18 protein-coding genes are annotated in these 20,824 nt (G+C 70.9%); 9 read left to right on the plus strand and 9 right to left on the minus strand.

The annotated features are described in order from the left end of the window. Nucleotides 1-69 precede the first annotated feature (69 nt). Nucleotides 70-813, minus strand: a complete 744-nt coding sequence (locus N8J89_RS34790; protein WP_283661188.1) for a TetR/AcrR family transcriptional regulator — start codon at nucleotides 811-813, stop codon at nucleotides 70-72. Between the two features lie 94 nt (nucleotides 814-907). Between N8J89_RS34790 and N8J89_RS34795 the strand changes: the two genes are divergently transcribed. The 3 genes from N8J89_RS34795 (at nucleotide 908) to N8J89_RS34805 (ending at nucleotide 6,422) form a co-directional block, all read left to right on the plus strand. Then, entirely contained in the window at nucleotides 908-2,587 is a 1,680-nt protein-coding gene (locus tag N8J89_RS34795) for an FAD-dependent monooxygenase (protein ID WP_283666326.1), read from the plus strand. A 265-nt stretch (nucleotides 2,588-2,852) separates the two neighbouring features. Continuing rightward, on the plus strand, nucleotides 2,853-4,193 hold the full coding sequence (locus N8J89_RS34800) for a neutral zinc metallopeptidase (RefSeq protein WP_283661189.1): 1,341 nt from the start codon (nucleotides 2,853-2,855) through the stop codon (nucleotides 4,191-4,193). An 825-nt stretch (nucleotides 4,194-5,018) separates the two neighbouring features. Beyond that, nucleotides 5,019-6,422, plus strand: a complete 1,404-nt coding sequence (locus tag N8J89_RS34805; protein WP_283666327.1) for a neutral zinc metallopeptidase — start codon at nucleotides 5,019-5,021, stop codon at nucleotides 6,420-6,422. Nucleotides 6,423-6,697: 275 nt separating this feature from the next. Here the strand turns inward: N8J89_RS34805 and N8J89_RS34810 are convergent, their stop codons facing one another. The 4 genes from N8J89_RS34810 to N8J89_RS34825 all read right to left on the minus strand — a co-directional run bounded on the left by N8J89_RS34810 (nucleotide 6,698) and on the right by N8J89_RS34825 (nucleotide 10,872). Beyond that, complete coding sequence (locus N8J89_RS34810) at nucleotides 6,698-7,693, minus strand: tetratricopeptide repeat protein (protein WP_283661190.1); 996 nt, start codon at nucleotides 7,691-7,693, stop codon at nucleotides 6,698-6,700. A 314-nt stretch (nucleotides 7,694-8,007) separates the two neighbouring features. After that, on the minus strand, nucleotides 8,008-8,682 hold the full coding sequence (gene gntA, locus N8J89_RS34815; protein WP_283661191.1) for a guanitoxin biosynthesis heme-dependent pre-guanitoxin N-hydroxylase GntA: 675 nt from the start codon (nucleotides 8,680-8,682) through the stop codon (nucleotides 8,008-8,010). 122 nt (nucleotides 8,683-8,804) lie between these two features. Continuing rightward, nucleotides 8,805-10,508, minus strand: coding sequence for a coenzyme B12-dependent isobutyryl-CoA mutase large subunit (gene icmA / locus N8J89_RS34820; RefSeq protein WP_283661192.1), 1,704 nt, complete (start codon nucleotides 10,506-10,508; stop codon nucleotides 8,805-8,807). Nucleotides 10,509-10,572: 64 nt separating this feature from the next. Further along, nucleotides 10,573-10,872, minus strand: a complete 300-nt coding sequence (locus N8J89_RS34825) for an MTH1187 family thiamine-binding protein (protein ID WP_283661193.1) — start codon at nucleotides 10,870-10,872, stop codon at nucleotides 10,573-10,575. A gap of 87 nt (nucleotides 10,873-10,959) precedes the next feature. Here N8J89_RS34825 and N8J89_RS34830 point away from each other — a divergent pair, with 87 nt between their 5' ends. Next, nucleotides 10,960-11,463 carry a MarR family winged helix-turn-helix transcriptional regulator gene (locus N8J89_RS34830; protein WP_252484008.1) on the plus strand — a complete coding sequence of 168 codons (504 nt, stop codon included), beginning with the start codon at nucleotides 10,960-10,962 and terminating at the stop codon, nucleotides 11,461-11,463. Here the strand turns inward: N8J89_RS34830 and N8J89_RS34835 are convergent. Continuing rightward, nucleotides 11,453-11,761, minus strand: a complete 309-nt coding sequence (locus N8J89_RS34835) for a DUF3817 domain-containing protein (RefSeq protein ID WP_252484009.1) — start codon at nucleotides 11,759-11,761, stop codon at nucleotides 11,453-11,455. The genes N8J89_RS34830 and N8J89_RS34835 overlap by 11 nt on opposite strands. A 231-nt stretch (nucleotides 11,762-11,992) precedes the next feature. After that, nucleotides 11,993-14,704, minus strand: coding sequence for an AfsR/SARP family transcriptional regulator (locus N8J89_RS34840; RefSeq protein ID WP_283661194.1), 2,712 nt, complete (start codon nucleotides 14,702-14,704; stop codon nucleotides 11,993-11,995). A gap of 35 nt (nucleotides 14,705-14,739) precedes the next feature. Here N8J89_RS34840 and N8J89_RS34845 point away from each other — a divergent pair, with 35 nt between their 5' ends. From N8J89_RS34845 to N8J89_RS34865, 5 genes are all read left to right on the plus strand, one after another. After that, nucleotides 14,740-15,906: a trans-sulfuration enzyme family protein gene (locus N8J89_RS34845; protein WP_283661195.1), complete on the plus strand. Its 1,167-nt coding sequence runs from the start codon at nucleotides 14,740-14,742 to the stop codon at nucleotides 15,904-15,906. A gap of 68 nt (nucleotides 15,907-15,974) precedes the next feature. Continuing rightward, nucleotides 15,975-16,316 carry a hypothetical protein gene (locus N8J89_RS34850; protein ID WP_283661196.1) on the plus strand — a complete coding sequence of 114 codons (342 nt, stop codon included), beginning with the start codon at nucleotides 15,975-15,977 and terminating at the stop codon, nucleotides 16,314-16,316. An 85-nt stretch (nucleotides 16,317-16,401) separates the two neighbouring features. Continuing rightward, nucleotides 16,402-17,694, plus strand: coding sequence for an ABC transporter substrate-binding protein (locus tag N8J89_RS34855; protein WP_283661197.1), 1,293 nt, complete (start codon nucleotides 16,402-16,404; stop codon nucleotides 17,692-17,694). Next, nucleotides 17,691-18,611 (plus strand): carbohydrate ABC transporter permease, encoded by a 921-nt coding sequence (locus N8J89_RS34860; RefSeq protein ID WP_283661198.1) that lies wholly within the window; start codon nucleotides 17,691-17,693, stop codon nucleotides 18,609-18,611. The genes N8J89_RS34855 and N8J89_RS34860 overlap by 4 nt, the downstream gene beginning before the upstream one ends. Continuing rightward, complete coding sequence (locus N8J89_RS34865) at nucleotides 18,611-19,432, plus strand: carbohydrate ABC transporter permease (RefSeq protein ID WP_283661199.1); 822 nt, start codon at nucleotides 18,611-18,613, stop codon at nucleotides 19,430-19,432. The genes N8J89_RS34860 and N8J89_RS34865 overlap by 1 nt, the downstream gene beginning before the upstream one ends. On the opposite strand, the gene N8J89_RS34870 is transcribed toward N8J89_RS34865, so the two are convergent. Then, nucleotides 19,422-20,141, minus strand: coding sequence for an ABC transporter permease (locus tag N8J89_RS34870; RefSeq protein WP_283661200.1), 720 nt, complete (start codon nucleotides 20,139-20,141; stop codon nucleotides 19,422-19,424). The two genes, N8J89_RS34865 and N8J89_RS34870, sit on opposite strands and share 11 nt — an antisense overlap. Beyond that, the gene (locus N8J89_RS34875) at nucleotides 20,138-20,791 is read right to left on the minus strand and encodes an ATP-binding cassette domain-containing protein (RefSeq protein WP_283661201.1); all 654 of its coding nucleotides are present in this window, start codon (nucleotides 20,789-20,791) and stop codon (nucleotides 20,138-20,140) included. Before N8J89_RS34875 ends, N8J89_RS34870 begins: the two co-directional genes overlap by 4 nt. Between the last annotated feature and the right edge of the window lie 33 nt (nucleotides 20,792-20,824).

Genomic DNA, 20,824 nt, shown 5'->3' on the forward strand with positions numbered 1-20,824 from the left:
CGCAGCCCGCAGCCCGCAGCCCGCAGCCCGCAGCCCGCAGCCCGCAGCCCGCAGCCCGCAGCGAGGATGCTAAGCCTGCTGACCAGCGCCGATCCGCGCCGCGATGCCGTTCAACAGCAACTCAAGCCCAAGCTCGAACTGCTGCTCATGCGTCCGGTCCACCGCGTCCAGCACCCGTCGCGTGACCTCCGGATACCGGCCGCTCTCAACCACCTGCTGGATGTACGGCTGCACGGTCTCGCGCCACTGCCGCTCATCCTGGCCACTGCGGCGCTGAGCCTCTCGCTCAGCGACCTCGTTCACCACTCCGCCGAGCACCATGCTCGACACGGCGTCGACCAGCCCGCTCGCCTCGGTGGCGTCCTCCGTCGCCCCGCGCGCCGCCGCGAGTGCGAAGTCCATGTACCGCAAGGCGTTCGGCCCGATCGGCGGACGGCTGCCGACCACGGACACGAGCCAGGAGTGCCGCAGCATCAGCTGACGTCCTTCAGTGGCGACCAGGCTCAGGTCTGTCCGCCAGTCACCGGAGGGCTGCTCCGGCAACGCGCATTCGCCGTAGACGCTGTCGACCATCAGTTCAAGCAGATCCTCCTTTCCGGACAGTTGCCGGTACAGCGATGTCGTGCCTGTCTCCAACTCGGTGGCCAGGCGCCGCATCGACACCGCGTCCACTCCTTCGGCGTCCGCGACCCGCACTGCCGCGTCCACCATCCGTTCCACCGTCAGGCTCGGTCGGCGGACCCGCTCCACCACCACCGGGATCCGGGTCCACACCACGTCAGCCCTGGGCAATGGGTTGTCCGCACCACTCATTGCTCGTCCTCAGTCCAGCCGGGTTGACAGCCACCCTAGCCGACGGGCACAGTGTTTCCAAGTCGGGAACATCGTGCCCAAAGTGAGGATGGACATGTTCAACGAGGACGTCAACGTGCTGGTGACCGGCGCGGGCACGGTCGGCCTGTCAATGGCGGTTTTCCTTGCCAGACAAGGGATGAGGCCGTTGGTCGTCGAACGAAGAGCGGGCTTGTCCAACCATCCGCGCGCGCTTGGCGTGAGCTTGCGAGGACTCGAACCCCTGCGTGCGGCCGGTCTCGAACCGGCGATCCACACCACGCCGCGGCGACCGCCGCCGACCGGCCGGGTCACCGTCTCCACCCTCGCCGAGGTAGCCGCGCTGGGTCCGCCTGAGACCGCGGAGTCAGGGTTCTTCGGCTTGGAGGCCGCCGCCGAGGAGATCAGTCCGGTCACCGGCGGCGACCGCGCGCAGCACCAGTTGGACCCGGTGCTGTTCGAGGCCGCGGTCAGCCAGGGCGCCACCGTGCGCTTCGGCGTCGAGGTGTGCGCGATTGAGCCGGACGAGCAAGGCGTGACCGCGATCGTCCTCGATCACGCCACCGGCGAACGCGGCCGGATTCGCGCCGGCTACCTGGTGGCCGCGGACGGCGCGCACAGCCGCATCCGCTCCTGGGCCGACATCACCACCACCGGGCCGGGCCCGCTGGGCGGACACATGATCAACATCCTCTTCCGCGCCGACCTGGGCTCACTGCTGGCCAACCGGCCAGGTGGTCTCTACGACATCAGGAACCCGCGGGCATCCGGCCCCCTGTTCTCGGTGGACGGCCAGGACCGGTACGCCTTCCACATCCCGTACGACCCGGCGAACGGCCAGAGCCCAGCTGACTTCCCGCCGGAACGGTGCCTGGAGCTGGTCGAGGCGGCGATCGGCCAGGCCGGCGTCGCGGTCGAGATCCTCAGTGTGCTGCCCTGGCAGTCCACCGCGCTGGTGGCCGACCGCTTCTCCACCGGACGGGTGTTCTTGATCGGCGACGCAGCCCACGTGCTCCCGCCAACCGGCGGCTTCGGCCTCAACACCGGGATAGCCGACGCGGAGAACCTCGCGTGGAAGCTCGCGGCGGTGCACCGCGGTCAGGCGGGGCCGGCCCTGCTCGGCACCTACGACGTCGAACGCAGGCCACTGGCGCTGTTCACCATGGAGCAGGTGCTCTTGCGCAGCATCAACCGGCGCCTGCACTGGGACTTCAGCAAGGTCGCCGAGCGCAGCGAGCTCGGCATCGCGGAGATCCTGGTGGCGCAGGTCGGCCACCACTACGGTGCCGGAGCGGTGATCGCACCACGCACCGACCTGCCGTCACTGACCGAGGTCGTCCTCGACGGTTCCCCTGGCACCAGAGCGCCACACGTCTGGGTACGCCACAACGGGACCCGGGTCTCCACGCTTGATCTGGTGCAGTCCCAGTTCACCGTCCTGACCGGCCAGGCAGGACGCACGTGGTGCGTTGCCGCGGAGGCAGCGGCCGGCTCCCTCGACGTGCCGGTGACGGCACAGCTGCTGCACCCACACCACGGTGCAGTGGTCGACGAGAACGAAAGGTGGCTCGCCGCAACCAAGCTTTCCCCGGACGGCGCGTTGCTCATCCGCCCGGACGGCTTTGTCGCCTGGCGCGCCGACACCGCACCCTCCGACCCGACCGCGGCGCTGACCACCGCCCTGCGCCGCATCCTCGCCAGAGAGGAGGTGGCCGACACGCCCGGGACCCCAGTTCGCGCAGCCCAACCAGCCTGACCTCCGCCGGTAGACGCCGCGGCTGAGGAGTCCACCGCACTCTCCAGCCACAACGCGCCACAGGCCGTGTCCATTCGGGTTTCCGCCGCTACCGCCAGCAGTCCGCACCTCTGGCGGAGCGCCTGAACAGACCGGCCAGCCGGACCATTAGCAGGGCGCGGCGAATGTTCGTGGCCACCGCATCGGCCACAACAGCCGCCGTTCTCGGCACAATGGTCCAGTGCGGCCACCACTCCGGCGTCGATCGTTGCGGCCCAGTCTCGCTGTGCTCGCCCTGACCACGGCGCTGGTCGCCGGGTGCAGCGTGGCCGTGTCGGGCAGTCCGGTCGCCGCCACCAACTCGGTCGCGGTGGATCCCGGATTTGTCCGCGGCACCGACGGCGGGCTGGTCGACCGGCTGGCCGCGACGGCGGTGAACGACATCGGCGAGTACTGGCGACAGGCCTATCCGGCCACGTTCGGCAAGCCCTGGCAGGAGCTGGCCGGTGGTTACTACTCGGTCGACACGACCGACCGGTCCGCCAAGCCACCACCCTGCGCGTCGCAGGCCATCGAAGTGGAGGGAAACGCCTTCTACTGCGCCTCGGTGGATGCGATCGCCTGGGACCGCTCGGCTCTGCTGCCGGTGCTGCGGGACAAGTACGGCGACGCCGCCGTCGTACTGGTCCTCGCACACGAGGTCGGGCACGCCGTGCACCACCGGGCTGGGGTGGGCGCGGAGGAACAACGCAAGCAACCCGAGCAGTACCCGACGATCCTCATGGAGGCCATGGCTGATTGCTACGCCGGAACGTTCGTCCGCTGGGTGGCCGACGGCAAAGCCCCGCACCTGCGGGTCACCTCGGACCAACTGGACGCCGCGCTGCAAGCGTTGATCAGTTTCCGGGATCCCGTGGGCACCTCGGAAAGCGACGACGCGGCGCACGGCAACGCCTTCGACCGGGTGTCCGCCTTCCAGGACGGCTACCGGGAAGGGGCAGCGCTGTGCGGACGGATGACCGCGCAGAACCGCCAGTTCACCCAGCGAGCCTTCACCGACTTCGTGGACCGGGCGCGCGGCGGCAACCTGCCGTTCAAGGACATGCTCGACGCGGTCACACCGAACCTGTCCGGCTTCTTCGGCAACCTGGTCACCAAGGCCGGCCGCACGTGGCAGACGCCCTTGGTGCGGCGGGGCACGGTGAACGGCGAGTGCTCGCCAGGAACACAAGGTCCGATCGCCTACTGCCAGGACGGGTCGATCGCGATCGACGTGGACCGGGCGACCTCGTTGCACAACGACATCGGCGACTACGCCACCGGCATGTTGCTGGCGACCCGGTACGGCCTGGCCGCGATAGCGGCTATGGGCCGCCCGGTCGGTGAGCAGCGGGCCGGGCAGCAGGCGTTGTGCCTGGCCGGGGCGTACACCGGCTCAGTGTTGCGACCGTCCGACAGCTCCTTTGGACTCTCGCCGGGCGACCTGGACGAGGCCGTGCAGGTGTTGCTGGGCTTCGACTACGCGGCCCGGGACACCGGCGGCCACGGGCTACCGACCGGCTTCGAGCGGGTCGGGGTGTTCCGCACCGGCACCCTCCAGGGCGCGGACGCCTGCGGCGTGTCCTGAACTGGGGCGAGCGCGTCCAGCTCTGCGGCCCGCTGTGGGCGAGTCGGGCGTGGCAAGCCGCCACACACGCCGACGGACGCGTCGTGCGCGCTCGAACAGCTAGGCAGACGCGGGAGCCTGGGTCGAAGCACATCAGGCTGGTTGCGCCGAGTCGCGCAGCGGCCTGAGGGAAGGCCAGGCCACCACCGGGCCGGATCACCGCTTGCACGGGCGACGAATGGGCGGGTGACCGCTGTGCGGAGGACCCGAGCGCGGCGACCATCGGACAGCGACCACTTCAGCGAGTGGCAGCTGGGCGGCGGCTGGTGGCTGGTGGCTGGTGGCTGGTGGCTGGGCGATGGTGGCCGCTGGGAAGCGGGAGTCGCTGGGCGGCGGATGGCCGCTGGGAAGCGGGGGGCGCTGGGCAGTGAGTGGCCGCTGGCAGCGGAGGGCGCTGGCAATGGAGGCCGCTGGCAGCGGGGGGCGGCTGGCGGCGGGAGCTGCGAGGCGGCGGGAGCTGCGGGGCGGCGGCACGGACCTGATCGCCTGCCGGGGCAGGGGCAGGGGCCGGGGCAGGGGCCAGGGCCGGGGCCGAGCTCGTGGCTGGTCGCAGGTCGAGCGAACCGGCGGGGACGGGAGTGCGTCGGTGTGGGTGGGCTCGTGGGTGGAGCTCCTGGGCTGGGTCGCGGTTGGAGTTCTCGGGGCCGGGGTGGAGGTTGTCCGAATCACGACCGGAGGGGAGGGGTGCTCGCGGTACGGTCTGCGGAGTCGGTGAGAAGGAGCTTCTGGGTGGTCAGGCCCTCGGTTCGGCACACGGTCTTGCGCGCGGTGGGCGCGTTGGCGCTGGTGGCGCTTGTTGGTGGGTGCGCCGTCAAGGTTGGTGGGGAGGCCAAGCGGGCTGGGGCCGTTCTTGATCCCGGGAAGGTGGCTGGGTTGCCGGTCACCGAGGGGCACAGTGGGGCCCGGAGTGGTGCGCCGGCGGCCACCATCCAGGTGGACAACAGTGACAGTGGGCCGATGGACACGTTGGCGCGCAACGCGGTCGCCGATGTCCAGGACTACTGGATCGAGCGGTTTCCGAAGGACTTCGGCAAGCCGTTCCAGGCGGTGTCGCGGTACGTCTCCTATGACTCGGACGGGGCGAACCTCCAGCTGTGCCGGACCAACACCAAAGAGCTGGTGAACGCGTTCTTCTGTCCGTCCGAAGACACCATCGCGTGGGACCGGGGGCAGTTGCTGCCCCAGCTGGCTGATCGGTTCGGCGAGTTGGCCGTGGTGACCGTGTTGGCGCACGAGATCGGGCACGCCGTGTCGCAGCGGGCGGGGCTGGCGAAGCCGGGGACGCCGACGATCGTCAGTGAGCAGCAGGCCGACTGCTTCACCGGGGCCTTCTTCAAGCACATGGCTGACGGCAAGACCGCGCACTTCGTGGTGTCCACCGGCGAGGGCCTGAACAACGTGTTGCAGACGATGTTTTCGCTGCGGGACCAGGTCGGCTCCTCCTTCACCAACAAGAACGCGCACGGCAACGCCTTCGACCGGGTGTCGGCCTTCCAGTTCGGGTTCAGCCAGGGGCCGGTGCGGTGCGCGCAGATCGATCCGGCGGAGATCCAGCGGCGGATCACCGAGCTGCCGTTCAAGGCGACGGACGGCTTCCGCGGGAACCTGCCGATCACGGCGGAGAACCTGCTGACCATCGTGGAGAACCTCAAGCTGGTGTTCAAGGAGTCCGGGGCGCAGCCGCCCGACGTGCTCAACGGATCGGTGAGCTGCCCGGACGGCAAGGTGACCCAGCCTGCCTCCTACTGCCCGGCGACCAACTCGATCAGCCTGGAAGTGGAGCAGCTCGCCCAGATCGGCGCGGCGCCGCAGCGCGGGGCGAAGAAGGGCATGGCGATCGGAGACTTCGCGGCCTTCGCCGAGGTGGCGTCGCGGTATGTGCTCTCGGTGCAGAAGGCGACCGGGTTCCCGCTCAGCGACACCAACGCCGGGCTGCGCACCGCCTGCCTGGTCGGCTCCTGGGCCGGGGCGTTGCTGGAACGGCCCAGCGGGGGACGCAACCCGGTGGGGACCATCCGGATCTCGGCGGGGGACCTGGACGAGGCGGTGGCCGAGCTGCTGTCCGGGAAGAGCCTGATCGCGGCGGATGTGAACGGGACGCATGTGCCGTCCGGGTTCGCGCGGATCGAGGCGTTCCGGATCGGGTTCATGGAGGGCAACTCGTCGTGTGTCGAGGACTTCGGAGCCTGAGCGGGGCAGGCCGAGCCAGGTAAGGACCGGGCCGGGCTGGGGCTGGGCCGGGCCGGGGCTGAGCTGGGGATGGACTGCCGCCGGGCCTCGGCTGGTGCTGGGCCGAGCTGGGGTGGGCCGGGTTGGGCGGAAGCTGCGGCCAGAACGGATTCGGGCCAGGCTGGGCTACGGCCGCGGGCGGAGGCCAGTCGAGGTTGGGCTGGCGGGGCGGCTGGGCTGGGCGTGGGAATCCCCCGGGTGGGCCGTGTGGTGGCTCCCGGGGGATGTCCGCTGGGTCAGAACAGGGCGCTGGCCAGGTTTCGGCGGGCCTTCATCACTCGGTCGTCGGCTGGGTCGAAGAGCTCGAACAGGTCGACGAGGTGTTTGCGGGCTCGGTCTCGGTCTTCGCCCGCGGTGCGGCGGACCGCGTTGATCAGGCGGGTGAATGCCTCTTCGACCTGGGAGGCGGCCAGTTCGGCGTCGGCGGCGGCGAGCTGGGCGTCCAGGTCGTCGGGGGTGGCGTCGGCCTTGGCGATGGCGGACGGGTCCGCCGACTCGGCGCGGGCGGTGAAGCGGACCTGGGCGAGGGCGGCCTTGGCCATCTCGTTGGCCGGCTCCGCGGTGAGGATCTCCTGGTAGGCGGCCTCGGCTGCGGCGTAGTCGCCCTGGTCGAAGGCCTCTTCGGCGGCGACGAAGCGCGGGTCTTCCGGCTCCTCTTCTTCCGGCTGCTCGGCGGCGGCGCCTCGGTTGGCCTCGGCGGCGGCGATGCCGGGCAGGCGGTCGCGCAGGGCGTCGATCAGGGTGGTCAGCCACTCGCGGATCTGCGGCTCGGGCAGTGCTCCGGCGAAGGCGTCCACGGGCTGGCCGCCGGCGATCGCGACCACTGTGGGTACCGACTGGACGCCGAAGAGCTGGGCGATCCGCGGGTTGGTGTCCACGTCAACCTTGGCCAGCAGCCAGGTGCCGCCGCTGGCCTCGGCCAGGCGTTCCAGCACCGGGGACAGCTGCTTGCACGGGCCGCACCAGGTGGCCCACAGGTCGACCACGACCGGGATCTGGAGTGAGCGCTCGACCACCTTGGCCTGGAAGTCGGCCTCGGTGACGTCGATGACCCACTCGCCACCGCCGCCACCGGCGGCCGCGGGGGCGCCGGGCTCGGACTGGGCGGGGCCGGCCGGCTGACGGGCTGCCGCGTCGGCCCTGGCCTTGAGCGCGGACAGGTCCACCGCTCCGGCGAGCGCGGCGGACAGTGCGGCGGTCTTACGAGGATCGGGCCTTGTCACGGTTTCCATCCTGACACGACCCGGGTATGTCGCGCCGCCCGCCCGGCGATCCGGGTTGGCGGCGGCGGGGCCGGGTCGCGGTTCGGCCGCTCGCCGCAGGGCGATGAAAGGGCACTGAGCGGCAATTCGCGGCGGTCGGGGTGTGGGTTTCCGGAAAATGCGAACCGCACCCGGGGAATCGAAATCGGCCGGGTGCGGTTGGTCATGTGCGACGCTTTTCCATGCCTTCGCGAGAGGAGTTCAGGGGCGGGAGTGGATTACTGGCCGGAATGACTGGACCTGTGCCGGGATGGAATTGTGTACGGTCGGCACTATGACGGTTGTCACTCCTGCGGGGGCAGCTTCTTGGGCAGACTGACAGAACCGGCAGTTTTGCCAGTCACCCTTGGGGTGAACGGACACACCCAGTCGGGCTCGGTAAAACGGCCCCCGTAATGCCTGGACTCGTCCTCGTAGGCCAGGAAGCTGGGGTTGACCGACCCGTGGAACTCCATCTCGCGCTCGCGGATCCGCTCACGCATGGTGAAGAACTTCTCACGCAGCGCATTGAACTGCACGTGGGAGTTGAACACCACCGCGGGCCGGGGGAACCGGCGGCCCGGCCGGGAGGCGTTGGGGTGCATGCCGATGACGAAGAACGGGTGCCCGCCGACGCAGTAGGCGAAGTCGCTGCTACCAGGGTCGCTGCTGTACAGGCGGTACCAGCGCGTGCCCTGGGCCACGTCGTAGTCGTGCAGCGCCTGCAACTGTCCCCACAGCAGCCGTTCGAAGTGCTGCTCGCTGGGACACTCCAGTTCGTCGAAGGTGGCCAGGAAGCTGGCGAAGCTCTTGTTGCTGAACTTCGTCTCCTTCGCGTAAGTGACCAGGTCGTGATGTAGAGCTGCGATTTCGGACACGTCACCGAAATCCCCGTAGTGGTGGTGCGTAATGGCGTTCTTGCGCAGCGCCGCCCGAGCGCCGAGACAGGCGAAGTCCTCGGCCGAGATGTGGTCGACCACCGCCTGGTAGGCGAGCGCTACCGGATCTGCTGTGCGAGGAGGCATGCCTCCATTAAGCCGGGGGTGACGCCCCGACTACAAGGAGCTTCCAGGAGGTGGAAGTGACGCGGTAATGGCCCTGATCAGAAGCGGGCGGGCTCGGTATAGGTGCCCCATTCCTCGCGGAGCACGTCGCAGATTTCGCCGAGAGTGGCCTCGGCGCGGGCCGCGGCGAGCATCGGTTCGATCAGGCTGCCCTCGCCTCTGGCGACCGCGCGGAGTTCGGCAAGCGTCCCATCAACGGCTGACCGGTCGCGCTGGGCGCGGCGTTCGGCCAGCGTTTGTCTCTGTTCGATTTCAACCTGGTGACTAACCCGCAAAATCTCCAGAGAATCCGCGGTGACGTCGGTGTGCACGTTGACCCCGACCATTTTCTTGTCACCCTTCTCCAGCGCCTGCTGGTACTCGAAGGCGGCGTCGGCGATCTCGCCGGTGAAGTAGCCGTCCTCGATGCCGCGCAGGATGCCCGAGGTCATCTCGCCGATCGGGTGGTTGCCGGAGGGCACGGCGAGCGCGGCCAGGTCCTTGATCCGCTGGAAGACGCGCTCGGCCTCGGCCTCCAGCCGGTCGGTGAGCGCCTCCACGTACCAGGAGCCGCCGAGCGGGTCGGCCACGTTGGTCACCCCGGTCTCGGCCATGATCACCTGCTGGGTGCTCAGCGCGATCTGCGCGGCCCGCTCGCTGGGCAGCGCGAGCACCTCGTCCAGCGCGTTGGTGTGCAAGGAGTTCGTGCCGCCGAGCACCGCGGACAGCGCCTCGATCGCGGTGCGCACGATGTTGTTGTCCGGCTGCTGCGCGGTCAGCGACACCCCCGCGGTCTGGGTGTGGAAGCGCAGCCACTGCGCCTTGTCCGTCTTGGCCCCGTAGACCTCGCGCAGCCAGCGGGCCCAGATCCGGCGGGCGGCGCGGAACTTGGCGATCTCCTCGAAGAAGTCGATGTGCGCGTCGAAGAAGAAGCTCAGCCCCGGCGCGAACTTCTCGATGTCCAGCCCCCGGGACAGGCCCAGCTCCACGTAGCCGAAGCCGTCGGCGAGGGTGAAGGCCAGCTCCTGCGCGGCGGTCGAGCCAGCCTCGCGGATGTGGTAGCCGGAGACCGACAGCGGCTTGTAGGCCGGGATGTGCTCCGCGCAGTAGGCCATCAGGTCGCCGATGAGCCGCAGGTGCGGTTCGGGCGCGAACAGCCACTCCTTCTGCGCGATGTACTCCTTGTAGATGTCGGTCTGCAGGGTCCCGTTGAGCCGCCCGAGGTCCGCGCCCTGACGCTCGGCGGCGACCAGGTACATGCAGAACATCGGCACCGCGGGCCCGGAGATGGTCATCGAGGTGGTGACCTGCTCCAGCGGGATGCCCTCGAACAGGATGTCCATGTCGGCGGCGGAGTCGATGGCCACCCCGCAGTGCCCGACCTCGCCGAGGCTGCGCGGGTCGTCGGAGTCCCGGCCCATCAGGGTGGGCATGTCGAAGGCCACCGACAGCCCGCCGCCGCCCCTGCGCAGGATCATCCGGTAGCGCTCGTTGGTCTGCCTGGCGTTGCCGAACCCGGCGAACTGCCGGATGGTCCACTCCCGGCCGCGGTAGCCGGTCGGGTACAGGCCGCGGGTGAACGGGTACTCCCCTGGCCAGCCGATCCGCTCGAAGCCCGCCACCTGATCGCCTGGGCGGGGCCCGTACACCGGGTCCACCTCAAGGCCGGACAGGGTGCTGAAGTCAGCATCCCTGACCTGGCCCTTCCGCTGTGCGTCCGCGTAGCGGTGCACCCAGCGCTCACGTCCGGCTCCGATGTCCATCCGCGCCTCCAGACCGTGGTCGGCAGTCCAATAGTAGGACGACCGACCATGGCCGACCAGCGGGTCAGCCCTCGGTCAGGTGGGCCTCGACCCGTTCGACCTTCGCGGTGAGCTGGCCGGTGAAGCCGGGCCGGATGTCGGCCTTGAGCACCAGCGAGACCCGGGGTCCGTAGGCGGCCACCGCCTCCACCGCGCGCTTGACCACGTCCATCACCTCGTCCCAGGAACCCTCGATGGTGGTGAACATGGACGAGGTTTCGTTGGGCAGCCCCGATTCCCGGACCACCTTGACCGCGGCGGCGACCGCCTCGCTGACGCCACCGCCCTCACCACCGGACGGGCTGACACTGAACGCGACGAGCATCGGCTGGGCCTCCCTGGGTTCCACGGTGTGAAAAAAGATCCATCTCAGGCTGCTACCGCTGAGTACGCACTGCTAGTTTCAGAAGTCATGACCGGCCATCCACTCCCATTCGACCCGATCGCGCGGGCCGCCGAATCCTGGACCCAGCGCATCGGGCCTTCGGAGACGATGGCCGCGGTGACCAGCCTGATGCGGGTTCAGCAGATCGTGCAGTCGGCGGTGGACGCCTCTCTCAAGCCGCACCGCCTGACCTTCGCCAGGTACGAGGCGCTGGTGCTGCTGACCTTCTCCCGGCGGGGCAGCCTGCCGATGCGGGTGATGGGCGAGCGGCTGCAGCTGCACCCGACCAGCGTGACCAACATCGTCGACCGGCTGGAGAGCGACGGCCTGGTGCAGCGCGAGCCGCACCCGACCGACCGCCGCACCACCCTGGTGGCGATCACCGACGCCGGCCGGGACCGGATGAAGGTGGCCACCGAGGCGGTGGTGGAGGCCGGGTTCGGCCTGCAGGGGCTGAGCGGACCGGAGACGGTCCAGCTCACCGCCCTGCTGGCCAAGGTCCGGCTGGCCACCGGCGACTTCACGGAGTGACCGCGGCCGCCGTCCGCTTGTTCACCCAGCGCTCGAAGACGATGGTGCCGAACGGCGGCACGCTCGCGATCAGCGCCCAGGTCGTGGTGCGCCCGTCCCAGTTCAGCGGCTCACGCACCATGAGCACCACGAACAGGTAGAGCACGAAGATCACTCCGTGCACCGGGCCGAAGATCTTCACGCCCAGGTCGTTGAAGACCATGACGTACTTGAAGAACATGCCGACCAGCAGGCCGGCCCAGGAAAACGCCTCGGCGATGGCTACCGCACGGAAACGCGCTGTGGGCGTAGCGAACACGCCGCTCCCTCCCTCGGGTGAAATGTCCGCTCTCCAGTGTGGTTGGTGATCGCGGTCACCCGGTCGGCGGGCGGTGCCAACGAGCGTGAGCTGGGAGTTCCAGGAACGCGCAGGCTTTCCGCAGGGGTGCGCGGGCACGGTGGAGGCCGTGTGGCGAACGGACGTCGAGGGGGTCGAGGGGGCGTTCGCCCACCCGGGACCGGGCCCTGCGCAACGGCAGGGCCCGGCTCGTCACTTGGCGGGCGGGAACATCGCGTGCACCGCGTCCGGCAGGTCGAGCCGGGCGCGCAGCTCCCGCACCGAGCGCTCGTGGTGGCCCGCCTGGTCCGGCTCGCCGCGGTCCTGGTGCAGGGCGGCGAGCAGCTGGTGGGTGCGGGCCTGCTGGTACCCGTCGCCGATCTCCAGCGCGGTGGCCAGGCCCTGCCGCAGCGGGGCCAGCGCGCCTGCCCGGTCACCCGCCCGGTGCCGGGCCAGGCCGAGGCAGGTCAGGCTGTGCGCCTGGGCGTACCGGTTCTCCCGCCCGCGGGCCAGCGCCAGCGCCTGCTCGTGCTGCGCGATCGCCTCCGCCAGCCGGTCCAGGCCGACGCTGGCGATGCCGATGCCGTTGCGGGCGTGGCATTCCAGGTCCGCGTCGCCGGTGGAGTCGGCCACCGTGACCGCCATCCGGTGGTGGCTGAGCGCGGACGGGTAGTCGCCGAGCCACTGGGCGGCGAAGCCGATGCCGACCAGCGCGTAGCCCTCCACGTGCGGGATGCCCGCGGCCCGGCCCAGGGCCAGCGCCTCGGTGTGCCGGGCCAGCGCGGTGTCGCTCTGGCCCAGCCGCCAGTGGGCCAGGCCGAGGCCGTTGAGCGCCTGCCCGGTGACCAGGTCGTCGGCGCGGCGGCGGCCGACCGCCAGGGCGCGGGTGAAGCTGGTGATCGCCGGTTCGAAGTCGCCGCGGCGCCAGTGGGTCAGGCCGATGCCGATGTGCGCGGGGCCTGCCAGCTCGGCGTGGCCGGTGCGCAGCAGCAGGGTGTGCAGGGCGAGGGCGGCGTCGTAGTGGCCGCGTTCGTCGAGGTGGCGGGAGAGCCGGGCGGACAGCGCGGTCAGCTCGGGCAGCCAGTCGCGCTGGGCGGCCAGCTCGGTGGCGGCGAACAGGTTCGGCCACTCCACGGCCAGGTCCTCGGCGTGCAGGTAGTGGGCCAGCAGGCGGCGCAGCGCGGGTTCGTCGGGGGCGGCGCGTTCGGTGGCGTGCAGGCGGACCAGGTCGTGCATGCGGTAGCGGGCCGGGGCGTGCTCCTGGACCAGGTGCAGGGCGGTGAGCTCGCGGAGCAGGGCGCGGGTGGCGTGCTGGGGTGCGGTGGCGGCGGGCTGGGGGTCCGCCGCCATCGCCAGCAGCGCGGGGCGGCTGAGGTCCGGTCCGGGGGCGTGCGCGATCAGGCAGGCGAGGGTGGCCGCTTCGGGGGTCAGCGCCTGGTAGGTGGTGGCGAAGACGGCGCGCAGGCTGGCGGTCAGCTCGCCGGAGTCCAGCGCGGTCAGGCGGTCCTCGCGCAGTTCCTCGGCCAGCGCGGCGAGCGGGAAGCCGGGATGGGTGGCGGCGCGGGCGGCCACGATGCCCAGGGCCAGCGGCAGCCGGGCGCAGCGGTCCAGCAGCGCGGTGACCGCCTCGGGTTCGGCGGCCAGCCTGGCCTCGCCGAGGTACCGGGCGAGCAGGTCGCGGGCGTCGGGGTCGGCGAGGGCGTCCAGCGGGACCGGGCGGGCGCCGTGGGTGGCCAGCAGGCCGTCCAGCCGGTGCCTGCTGGTGATCACCACGGTGCAGGACGGGCTGCCCGGCAGCAGGGGCAGCACCTGTTCGGAGTCGCGGGCGTTGTCCAGCACCACCAGCAACCTGCGGCCGGTGACCAGGCTCCGGTACAGCGCGGCCTGCGCGTGCTCGTCCACCGGGACCGCGGCGGGCAGCACGCCGAGCGCGTCCAGGAAACCGCGCAGCGCCACCGCAGGCGGCATCGGCGGACTGGCCGGGTCGAAGCCGCGCAGGTCCACGTAGAGCTGCCCGTCCGGGAAGGCGGCCAGGTTGGCGTGCGCCCAGTGCAGCACCAGCGAGGTCTTGCCGATGCCGCCGATCCCGCTCACCACGCTGGTCCCGGCCACCCCCAGCCCGGCCAGCTCGGCGGCACGGCCGGTGAACAGCCTCGGCGCGGCGGGCAGCTGGGCCGGGGTGGTGTCGGTGGGCGGGGTGAGGCCGGGGTCGGCGGTGAGGATGCGCTGGTACAGCTCGCGCAGCCGGGGGCCGGGGTCGATGCCGAGCTCCTCGGCCAGCCGGGCGCGCAGCTCGGTGTAGCGGGCCAGCGCGTCCGCCTGGCGGCCGAGGCGGCACAGCGCGAGCATCAACTGGCCGGCGCGGCGCTCATCCAGCGGGGCGGCGGCCGCGGCGGTGGTCAGCTCGGGCAGCAGTTCGGCGTGCCTGCCCTCGGCCAGCAGCAGCTCGTCGCGGTCGAGCTCGGCGGTGTGGCGTTCCTGGGCCAGCGCGGTGCGCAGCGGTTCCAGGCCGGGCGCGTCCAGGTCGGCGAAGGGCTCGCCGCGCCACAGCGCGAGGGCCTCGACCAGCAGTGGCAACGGTTCCGGCGCGGTGCGGGCCCTGGCGCACAGCGCGCGGAAGCGGTGCAGGTCCACCGCGGACTCCGGCACGCTCAGCGTGTAGCCGCCGTTGCCGCGGGTCAGGGTCACGCCGGTGGGCGCGAGGGTGCGGCGCAGCCGGGACAGGTAGCTGCCCAGGGTGTGCCGCGCGGTGTCCGGCAGCCGCTGCCCCCACACCCGGTCCAGCAGCACCGCGGCCGGCACCGGCCGGTTGGCCTCGGTCAGCAGCACCGCGAGCACGCTGCGCTGCCGCGCGTGCCCCAGTGCCAGCGCGCGCCCCGCCCAGGTGGCCTCCACCGCGCCGAACAGGCGGAACTCCACCGTCATCGCCTCACCCCTCCCCAGGAGTAGCCTTCGCGTTCGTGTCCGATGTGTACAGCGACGACTGGATCTGCACCCGGTTGGGTGAGGATGCCCAGCACTTCCTCGGCGCGGTGCACCCGCCGGTCTACGAGAACTCGCTCTTCACCTTCCCGAACGCCGCCGCGCTCGGGAAGGCGCTGCGCGCCGAGGACGAGAACTTCGTCTACTGGCGCGGCACCAACCCGACCGTGGCGCTGTTGCAGGACAAGCTTGCCGCGCTGGAGCGGGCCGAGCGAGCGAAGTGCTTCGGCTCCGGCATGGGCGCGATCTCGGCGACCCTGTCCTCCAGGGTGGCCGCGGGCGACCACGTGCTGGCGGTGGGCGCGATCTACGGGCCGACCACGAGCTTCCTGCGCTACCTGGGCAAGTTCGGCGTCACCCACACGCACGCCGCCGACCTGGCACAGGCCCGCGAGCTGATCCGGCCGGAGACCTCGGTGGTGTACTTCGAGTCGCCGACCTTCATGGCCTTCCGGGTGCAGGACATCGCCGCGGTGGTCGAGCTGGCCCGCGCGCACGGCGCCACCACCATCATGGACAACACCTGGGCCACCCCGCTGTACCAGAAGCCGATCACCATGGGCGTGGACCTGGTGCTGCACTCGCTGTCGAAGTACATCGGCGGGCACAGCGACCTGGTCGGCGGCGTGGTCTGCGGTTCGGCCGAGCTGGTGCGGCCGCTGGCGCTGACCGAGTACCAGCTCTACGGCGCGGCGATGTCCCCGCACGACGCGGCCAAGGCGGTCAAGGGCTTACGCACGCTCGGGGTGCGGATGGCCGCGCACGGGGAGCGGGCGCTGCGGGTGGCCGAGTTCCTGGAGTCGCACCCGAGGGTGCGCACGGTGCGCTACCCGGGGCTGCCCTCGCACCCGGACCACGAGCTGGCCAGGCGGCAGCTGGCCGGCTTCTCGGGTCTGTTGGCCTTCGAGCTGGACACCGAGGACCCCGCGCTGGTGGAGCGGTGGGTGGACGCGTTGCGGCACTTCAGGATCGGCGTGTCCTGGGGCGGCTACGAGAGCCTGGTGAACGCGCCCGCGGTGACCGTGGAGGAGTCGGTGCGGGCCACCATGGGCATCCCGGTCGGCCTGGTCCGGCTGTCGGTGGGCCTGGAGGACGGCGAGACCCTGGTGGCCGACCTGGCCGCGGCGTTCGAGCAGCTGGGCTAGCCCGGGTCCGGGTGGCAGCTTCCGGTCGGCGGCGCGCACGCCCTCGGCCGGACCGCCATGCTGCGCCCATGTCTCGCTTGGTGTCCCGGCCGCGGCCGCTGACCATCGCCTCGGTGCTGTGGATCGTGCTCGGCGTGGTGCTGGCGCTCGCCGGCCTCTACCAGTACGGCTCCCCTCGGTTCGCGGGCAACCCGATCAGCTTGGTCATGGCGGTGGTCGGCGTGCTCATCCTGGTCTTCGGCCTGCTGCTGCGCGGCGGGGCGGGGTGGACCCGGATCCCGTTGACCGTGCTGGGCGCGATCATGTGCGTCGGGTTGTGGCCGCTGCTGGTGGTGGCGCCCGCGATCCTGCTGCAGTTCGGCAGGGCCAGCCAGGACTGGCTGTCGCTGCCGCCCCAACCGCACGGCTAATGACCCTGGACAGCGGCTCGGGGGCTCGGCTACGTTCGCCGGACTCAGCCAGTGTTGACAACGTTGACACGCCCCCGGGGGTGGCATGCGCAGACCACGATCCGCCGCGTTCGGGCTGGTGGCCCTGACCCTGCTGACCGCCGTGCTCACCGGCTGCGGCACGGGTGGCGGAACCACGCTGCGGGTGATCCAGAGCCTGACCAGTCCGGAGCGGACCGCGTTGCTGCGGGACATGATCACCGCCTTCGAGGCGGCCAACCCGGACGTCGACGTGCGGCTGATCTCGCCGCCGTTGCAGAGCGCGGACCAGAAGATCGCGCAGGTGCTCAGCGCCAAGAACGACGTGGACCTGGTGGAGGTGCGGGACTACACGGTCAAGCAGTTCGTCAACAACGACAGCCTGCTCGACCTCTCCCCCTACGTCGCGGGCTGGCCGGGCTGGCAGGAACTGACGCCGCTGGCCCGGCAGAAGGCGGCCTCGGTGGGCGGCAAGCCGTACCTGGTGCCGTACGGGTTCTTCCAGAACACCCTGTTCGCGCGGACAGATCGGTTGGCGGAGAAGGGAATCGCGCCGCCGACGAGCTGGCCGGAGCTGATCGACGCGGCAGTGAAGCTGACCGAGCCGGGCAAGAACCGGTTCGGCTACTCCTTCCGCGGCGGGGCGGGCACCTTCCACTACGCGGTGTCCATCATCTCCGCCTACGTCGGGCCGAAGGTCGATCCGGCGCAGGGGTTCTGGCGCAGGGACGGCGGCACGATCTTCGCCGCGCCGGAGGCGGCCACCGCGATGGAGGCATTCCGCACGCTGTTCAAGACCGGGTCGCCGCCGGGCTCGCTGGGCTGGAGCTACCCGGAGATGGTGCAGGGCTTCACCTCCGGGGTGACCTCACTGCTCATCCAGGACCCCGAGGTGATCAAGACGACCGAGCGGGCCACCGGGCTGCCCAAGGGATCGTGGACCACGCTGCCGATTCCCAAGGGGCCCGGCGGACTCGCGTTGCAGCCCACCGGTTACGCGGGCTGGGGCGTGACCTCGTTCAGCCGCAACCGGGACGCGGCGGTGAAGCTGCTGGAGTTCCTCAGCTCGGCCGAACAGGGCCTGCGCTGGGCCAAGGAGCACTCGCTGATCCCGGTGCACACCGCGGCGGCCAGTGACCCGCAGTTCACCACCGGCGCGTTCAAGGCCTACCTGGACATGGCAGGAGACCCCGCGCAGGTGGTGGTCGAGCGGCCGATCCAGTACCCGGGCTGGGGTCGCTGGCAGAAGCAGGCCGACATCGACGTGCAGTCGCTGCTGGTCGGGGAGAAGTCGGTGGCCGAGGTGCTGGGTTCCTGGGACGAGTTCTGGGCGGAGCAGAAGAAGGCCGGTGGCGCGTGAGGACCGAGACCGCCCCGCGCCCGTCCTTCGTGCTGCGCCGCAACCGTGGGCTGTTCATCACCGCCTGCCTGGCGCCCGCGCTGCTGCTGGTCGGGCTGTTCACCTACTACCCGATGATCCGCGGCGGGGTCATCTCCTTCCAGAACTACACCCTGTTCGACCTGTCCAACACCGACTTCATCGGCTGGGGCAACTTCGAGAAGGTCCTGGCCGAGCCCGGGTTCTGGACCGCGCTGACCAACACCGGCATCTGGGTGCTGTTCTCCCTCACCGGCCAGTTCGTGCTCGGTTTCGCGCTGGCCCTGTTGCTGCAGAAGGCTTTCCGCGGCCGGGGGCTCTACCAGGCGCTGGTGTTCTTCCCCTGGGCCATGTCCGGGTTCCTGATCGGGCTGGTCTGGCGGTGGATGTTCAACGCCGAGTTCGGCGTGGTCAACGACCTGCTGCTGCGGCTGGGCGTGGTGGACGCGCCGATCGCCTTCCTGGCCAGTCCGGGGTGGGCGCAGACCGGGCAGATCATCGCCAACATCTGGTACGGCGTCACGTTCTTCTCGATCATGATCTTGGCTGCCCTGCAGTCGGTGCCGCAGGAGCTGCACGAGGCGGCCCGGCTGGACGGCGCGAGCTACACCCAGGCGCTGCTGCGGGTGGTGATCCCGTTCATCCGGCCCACCCTGGTGCTGGTGGTGCTGCTGCGGGTGATCTGGATCCTGAACTTCCCGGACATCATCTACGCGATGACCGACGGCGGCCCGGCGGGCAAGACGCACATCATCACCACCTACATGATCAACAAGATCATCGGCGCCCAGGACTACGGGCAGGCCTCCGCGGTCGGGCTGATCGTGCTGGTGCTGCTGTTCGCGTTCACGGTCTTCTACCTGGCCGCGACCAGGCTGGAAAAGAGCAGGGACTTCTGATGCGCGCAGCAGCCTTCGCCCGCTTCGCCGTGCTCGGCGTGTGGCTGGTGGTCACGATTTTCCCGCTGTACTGGATCGTGGTCACCTCGCTGAAGCCGCAGGGCGACATCTTCACCCTGCCGCTGACCTACCTGCCCGGCTCGCCGACACTGGCCAACTACGAGCGGCTGTTCGGCTTCGCCAGCTTCGGCACCTACATCGCCAACAGCCTGCTGGTCTCGCTGGCCGCGGCCGCGATCGTGCTGCTGATCGGGCTGCTCGCCGGGTACGTGCTGGCCCGGTTCACCTTCCGCGGGCGCGGGCAGGTGATGCTGGCCTTCCTGGTCACGCAGATGATCCCGCTGTTCATCGCGCTGGGCCCGCTGTACCTGCTGCTGAACTCCCTGGAACTGCTGAACCGGTTGCCAGGACTGGTGCTGGTGTACGTGGCGATGCTGATCCCGTTCTGCACCATCATGTTGCGCGGGTTCTTCGAGCGGATCCCGGTGGCCATCGAGGAAGCGGCCATGATCGACGGCTGCGGGCGGTTGCAGGCGCTGTTCCGGGTGGTGGTGCCGGTGATGCTGCCGGGCATCGCGGCCACCTTCGTCTTCGCCTTCATCCAGTGCTGGAACGAGCTGTTCCTGGCGATCATGTTCATCGACGACGAGGAGGCCAAGACCATCCCGGTGGCGATGAACTCCTTCATCACCCAGTACGACATCGACTGGGGTTCGATGTCGGCGGCCACCGTGGTCTCGCTGGTGCCCTCGATGATCCTGTTCGCCTTCGCCCAGCGCTACATCGTGGAAGGCCTCTCCGGCGGCGCGGTCAAGGGCTGAGCCGGCACCGCAGTAGCGCGAGCGCGCCGAACACGGCGGCGAAACCGAGCAGCACCGCCACCGGCCAGACCGCCCCGGTCTCGCTGAGCGCGCTGAGCAACCCGTTGCGCTGCACCCGCATCGGCAGCACCGCGACCGCCGAGTGCACCCAGGCCGGGGCGTCGGTGACGAAGGTGCCACTGGTCGCGCCCATCGGGATGAGGATCAACATGGTCACCGCGGCGGCCTGCTCCGCGGTGGCGGTGAGCGCTCCCACGAGTAGTCCGAGCGCGGCGAAGACAAGCGTGCCCGCCACCAGGTACAGCGGCAGCGGCCACCAGCGCACCGGCCGCAGGCCCAGCGCCACCGCGATCGCCAGCTGCGCCGCGACCTGCCAGGCGGTGTGCCCGAGCAGGGCGAGCAGCCGGGCCAGCAGCACCGTTGGCCAGCCTGCCGGGCTGCGCCGGATCTGGCGGAGCAGCCCGGAGCGCCGCCAGGCGGCCAGCGGGACCGCGGCACCGAGCGCGGCGGAGCTGGCGATGGTCCAGCCGAGCACGCCGGGGGCGGTGGCCTGGAGCGGGCCTGGGCCCGCGGAGCTGAACAGCAGGGCGAAGGCGCTCAGGTAGGCCAGCGGGGCGAAGAAGGTGAAGAAGAGCAGGACGCGGTGGCGGAGCAGGTCGCGCGCGGCGGCCAGGACGAGCGGGCCGAGGACGGCGGGGGTGGCGGTCATGGGATGGCCTCCCGGCCGCCCAGGTGGCGGAGCACGTCGGCGAGGGTGGCCGGGGACGCCGTGGGGTCCAGCAGGCGGCGTTCGGCGTCCAGGGCGGCCACCAGGTCGGCCGGGCGGTCCACGGTGAGCAGGCGGCCGTGCCCGAGCAGCGCGACCCGGTCGGCGCGGGTGGCCTCGGCCGGGTCGTCGGTGGTGAACAGCACGGTCTGCGGCAGGGTCGCCAGCACCGGCCACAGCTCGCCGGGACCGGCGTCCAGCACCAGCGCGGCGGGTTCGGCGACCAGGGCGCAGGCCAGGCCGAGGCGGCGGCGGTGCGCCGGGCTGAGCCGGTCCTCGCGGTGGTCGGCGAGGGCGGCGAGGCCCACCGCGGCCAGCAGCTCCGGCGGCTCGCGGCGGTGCAGGGCGGCGAAGGCGGCGAGCTGTTCCCGGCAGGTGAGGCGGTCGAACAGGGCCGGTTCCGCGGCGGCCAGGGCGATCCCGCCGTCCACGCGCACCGTGCCCCGGTCGGGGCGGCGGAGTCCGGCCAGCAGCTCGGCCAGCGGATCCCCCGCGCCGTAGACCGCGAACCGTTCCCCCGGACCGACCTGCCAGGAGACGCCGAGCAGGGCCTGGCCCACGGCAAGGTCCTCGATGACGATCTCGGCGGCCACCCCGGAGAAGCTAGCCGAACGTGGCGTCCGCCG

Source organism: Crossiella sp. CA-258035 (genome assembly GCF_030064675.1).
GTDB lineage: Bacteria > Actinomycetota > Actinomycetes > Mycobacteriales > Pseudonocardiaceae > Crossiella.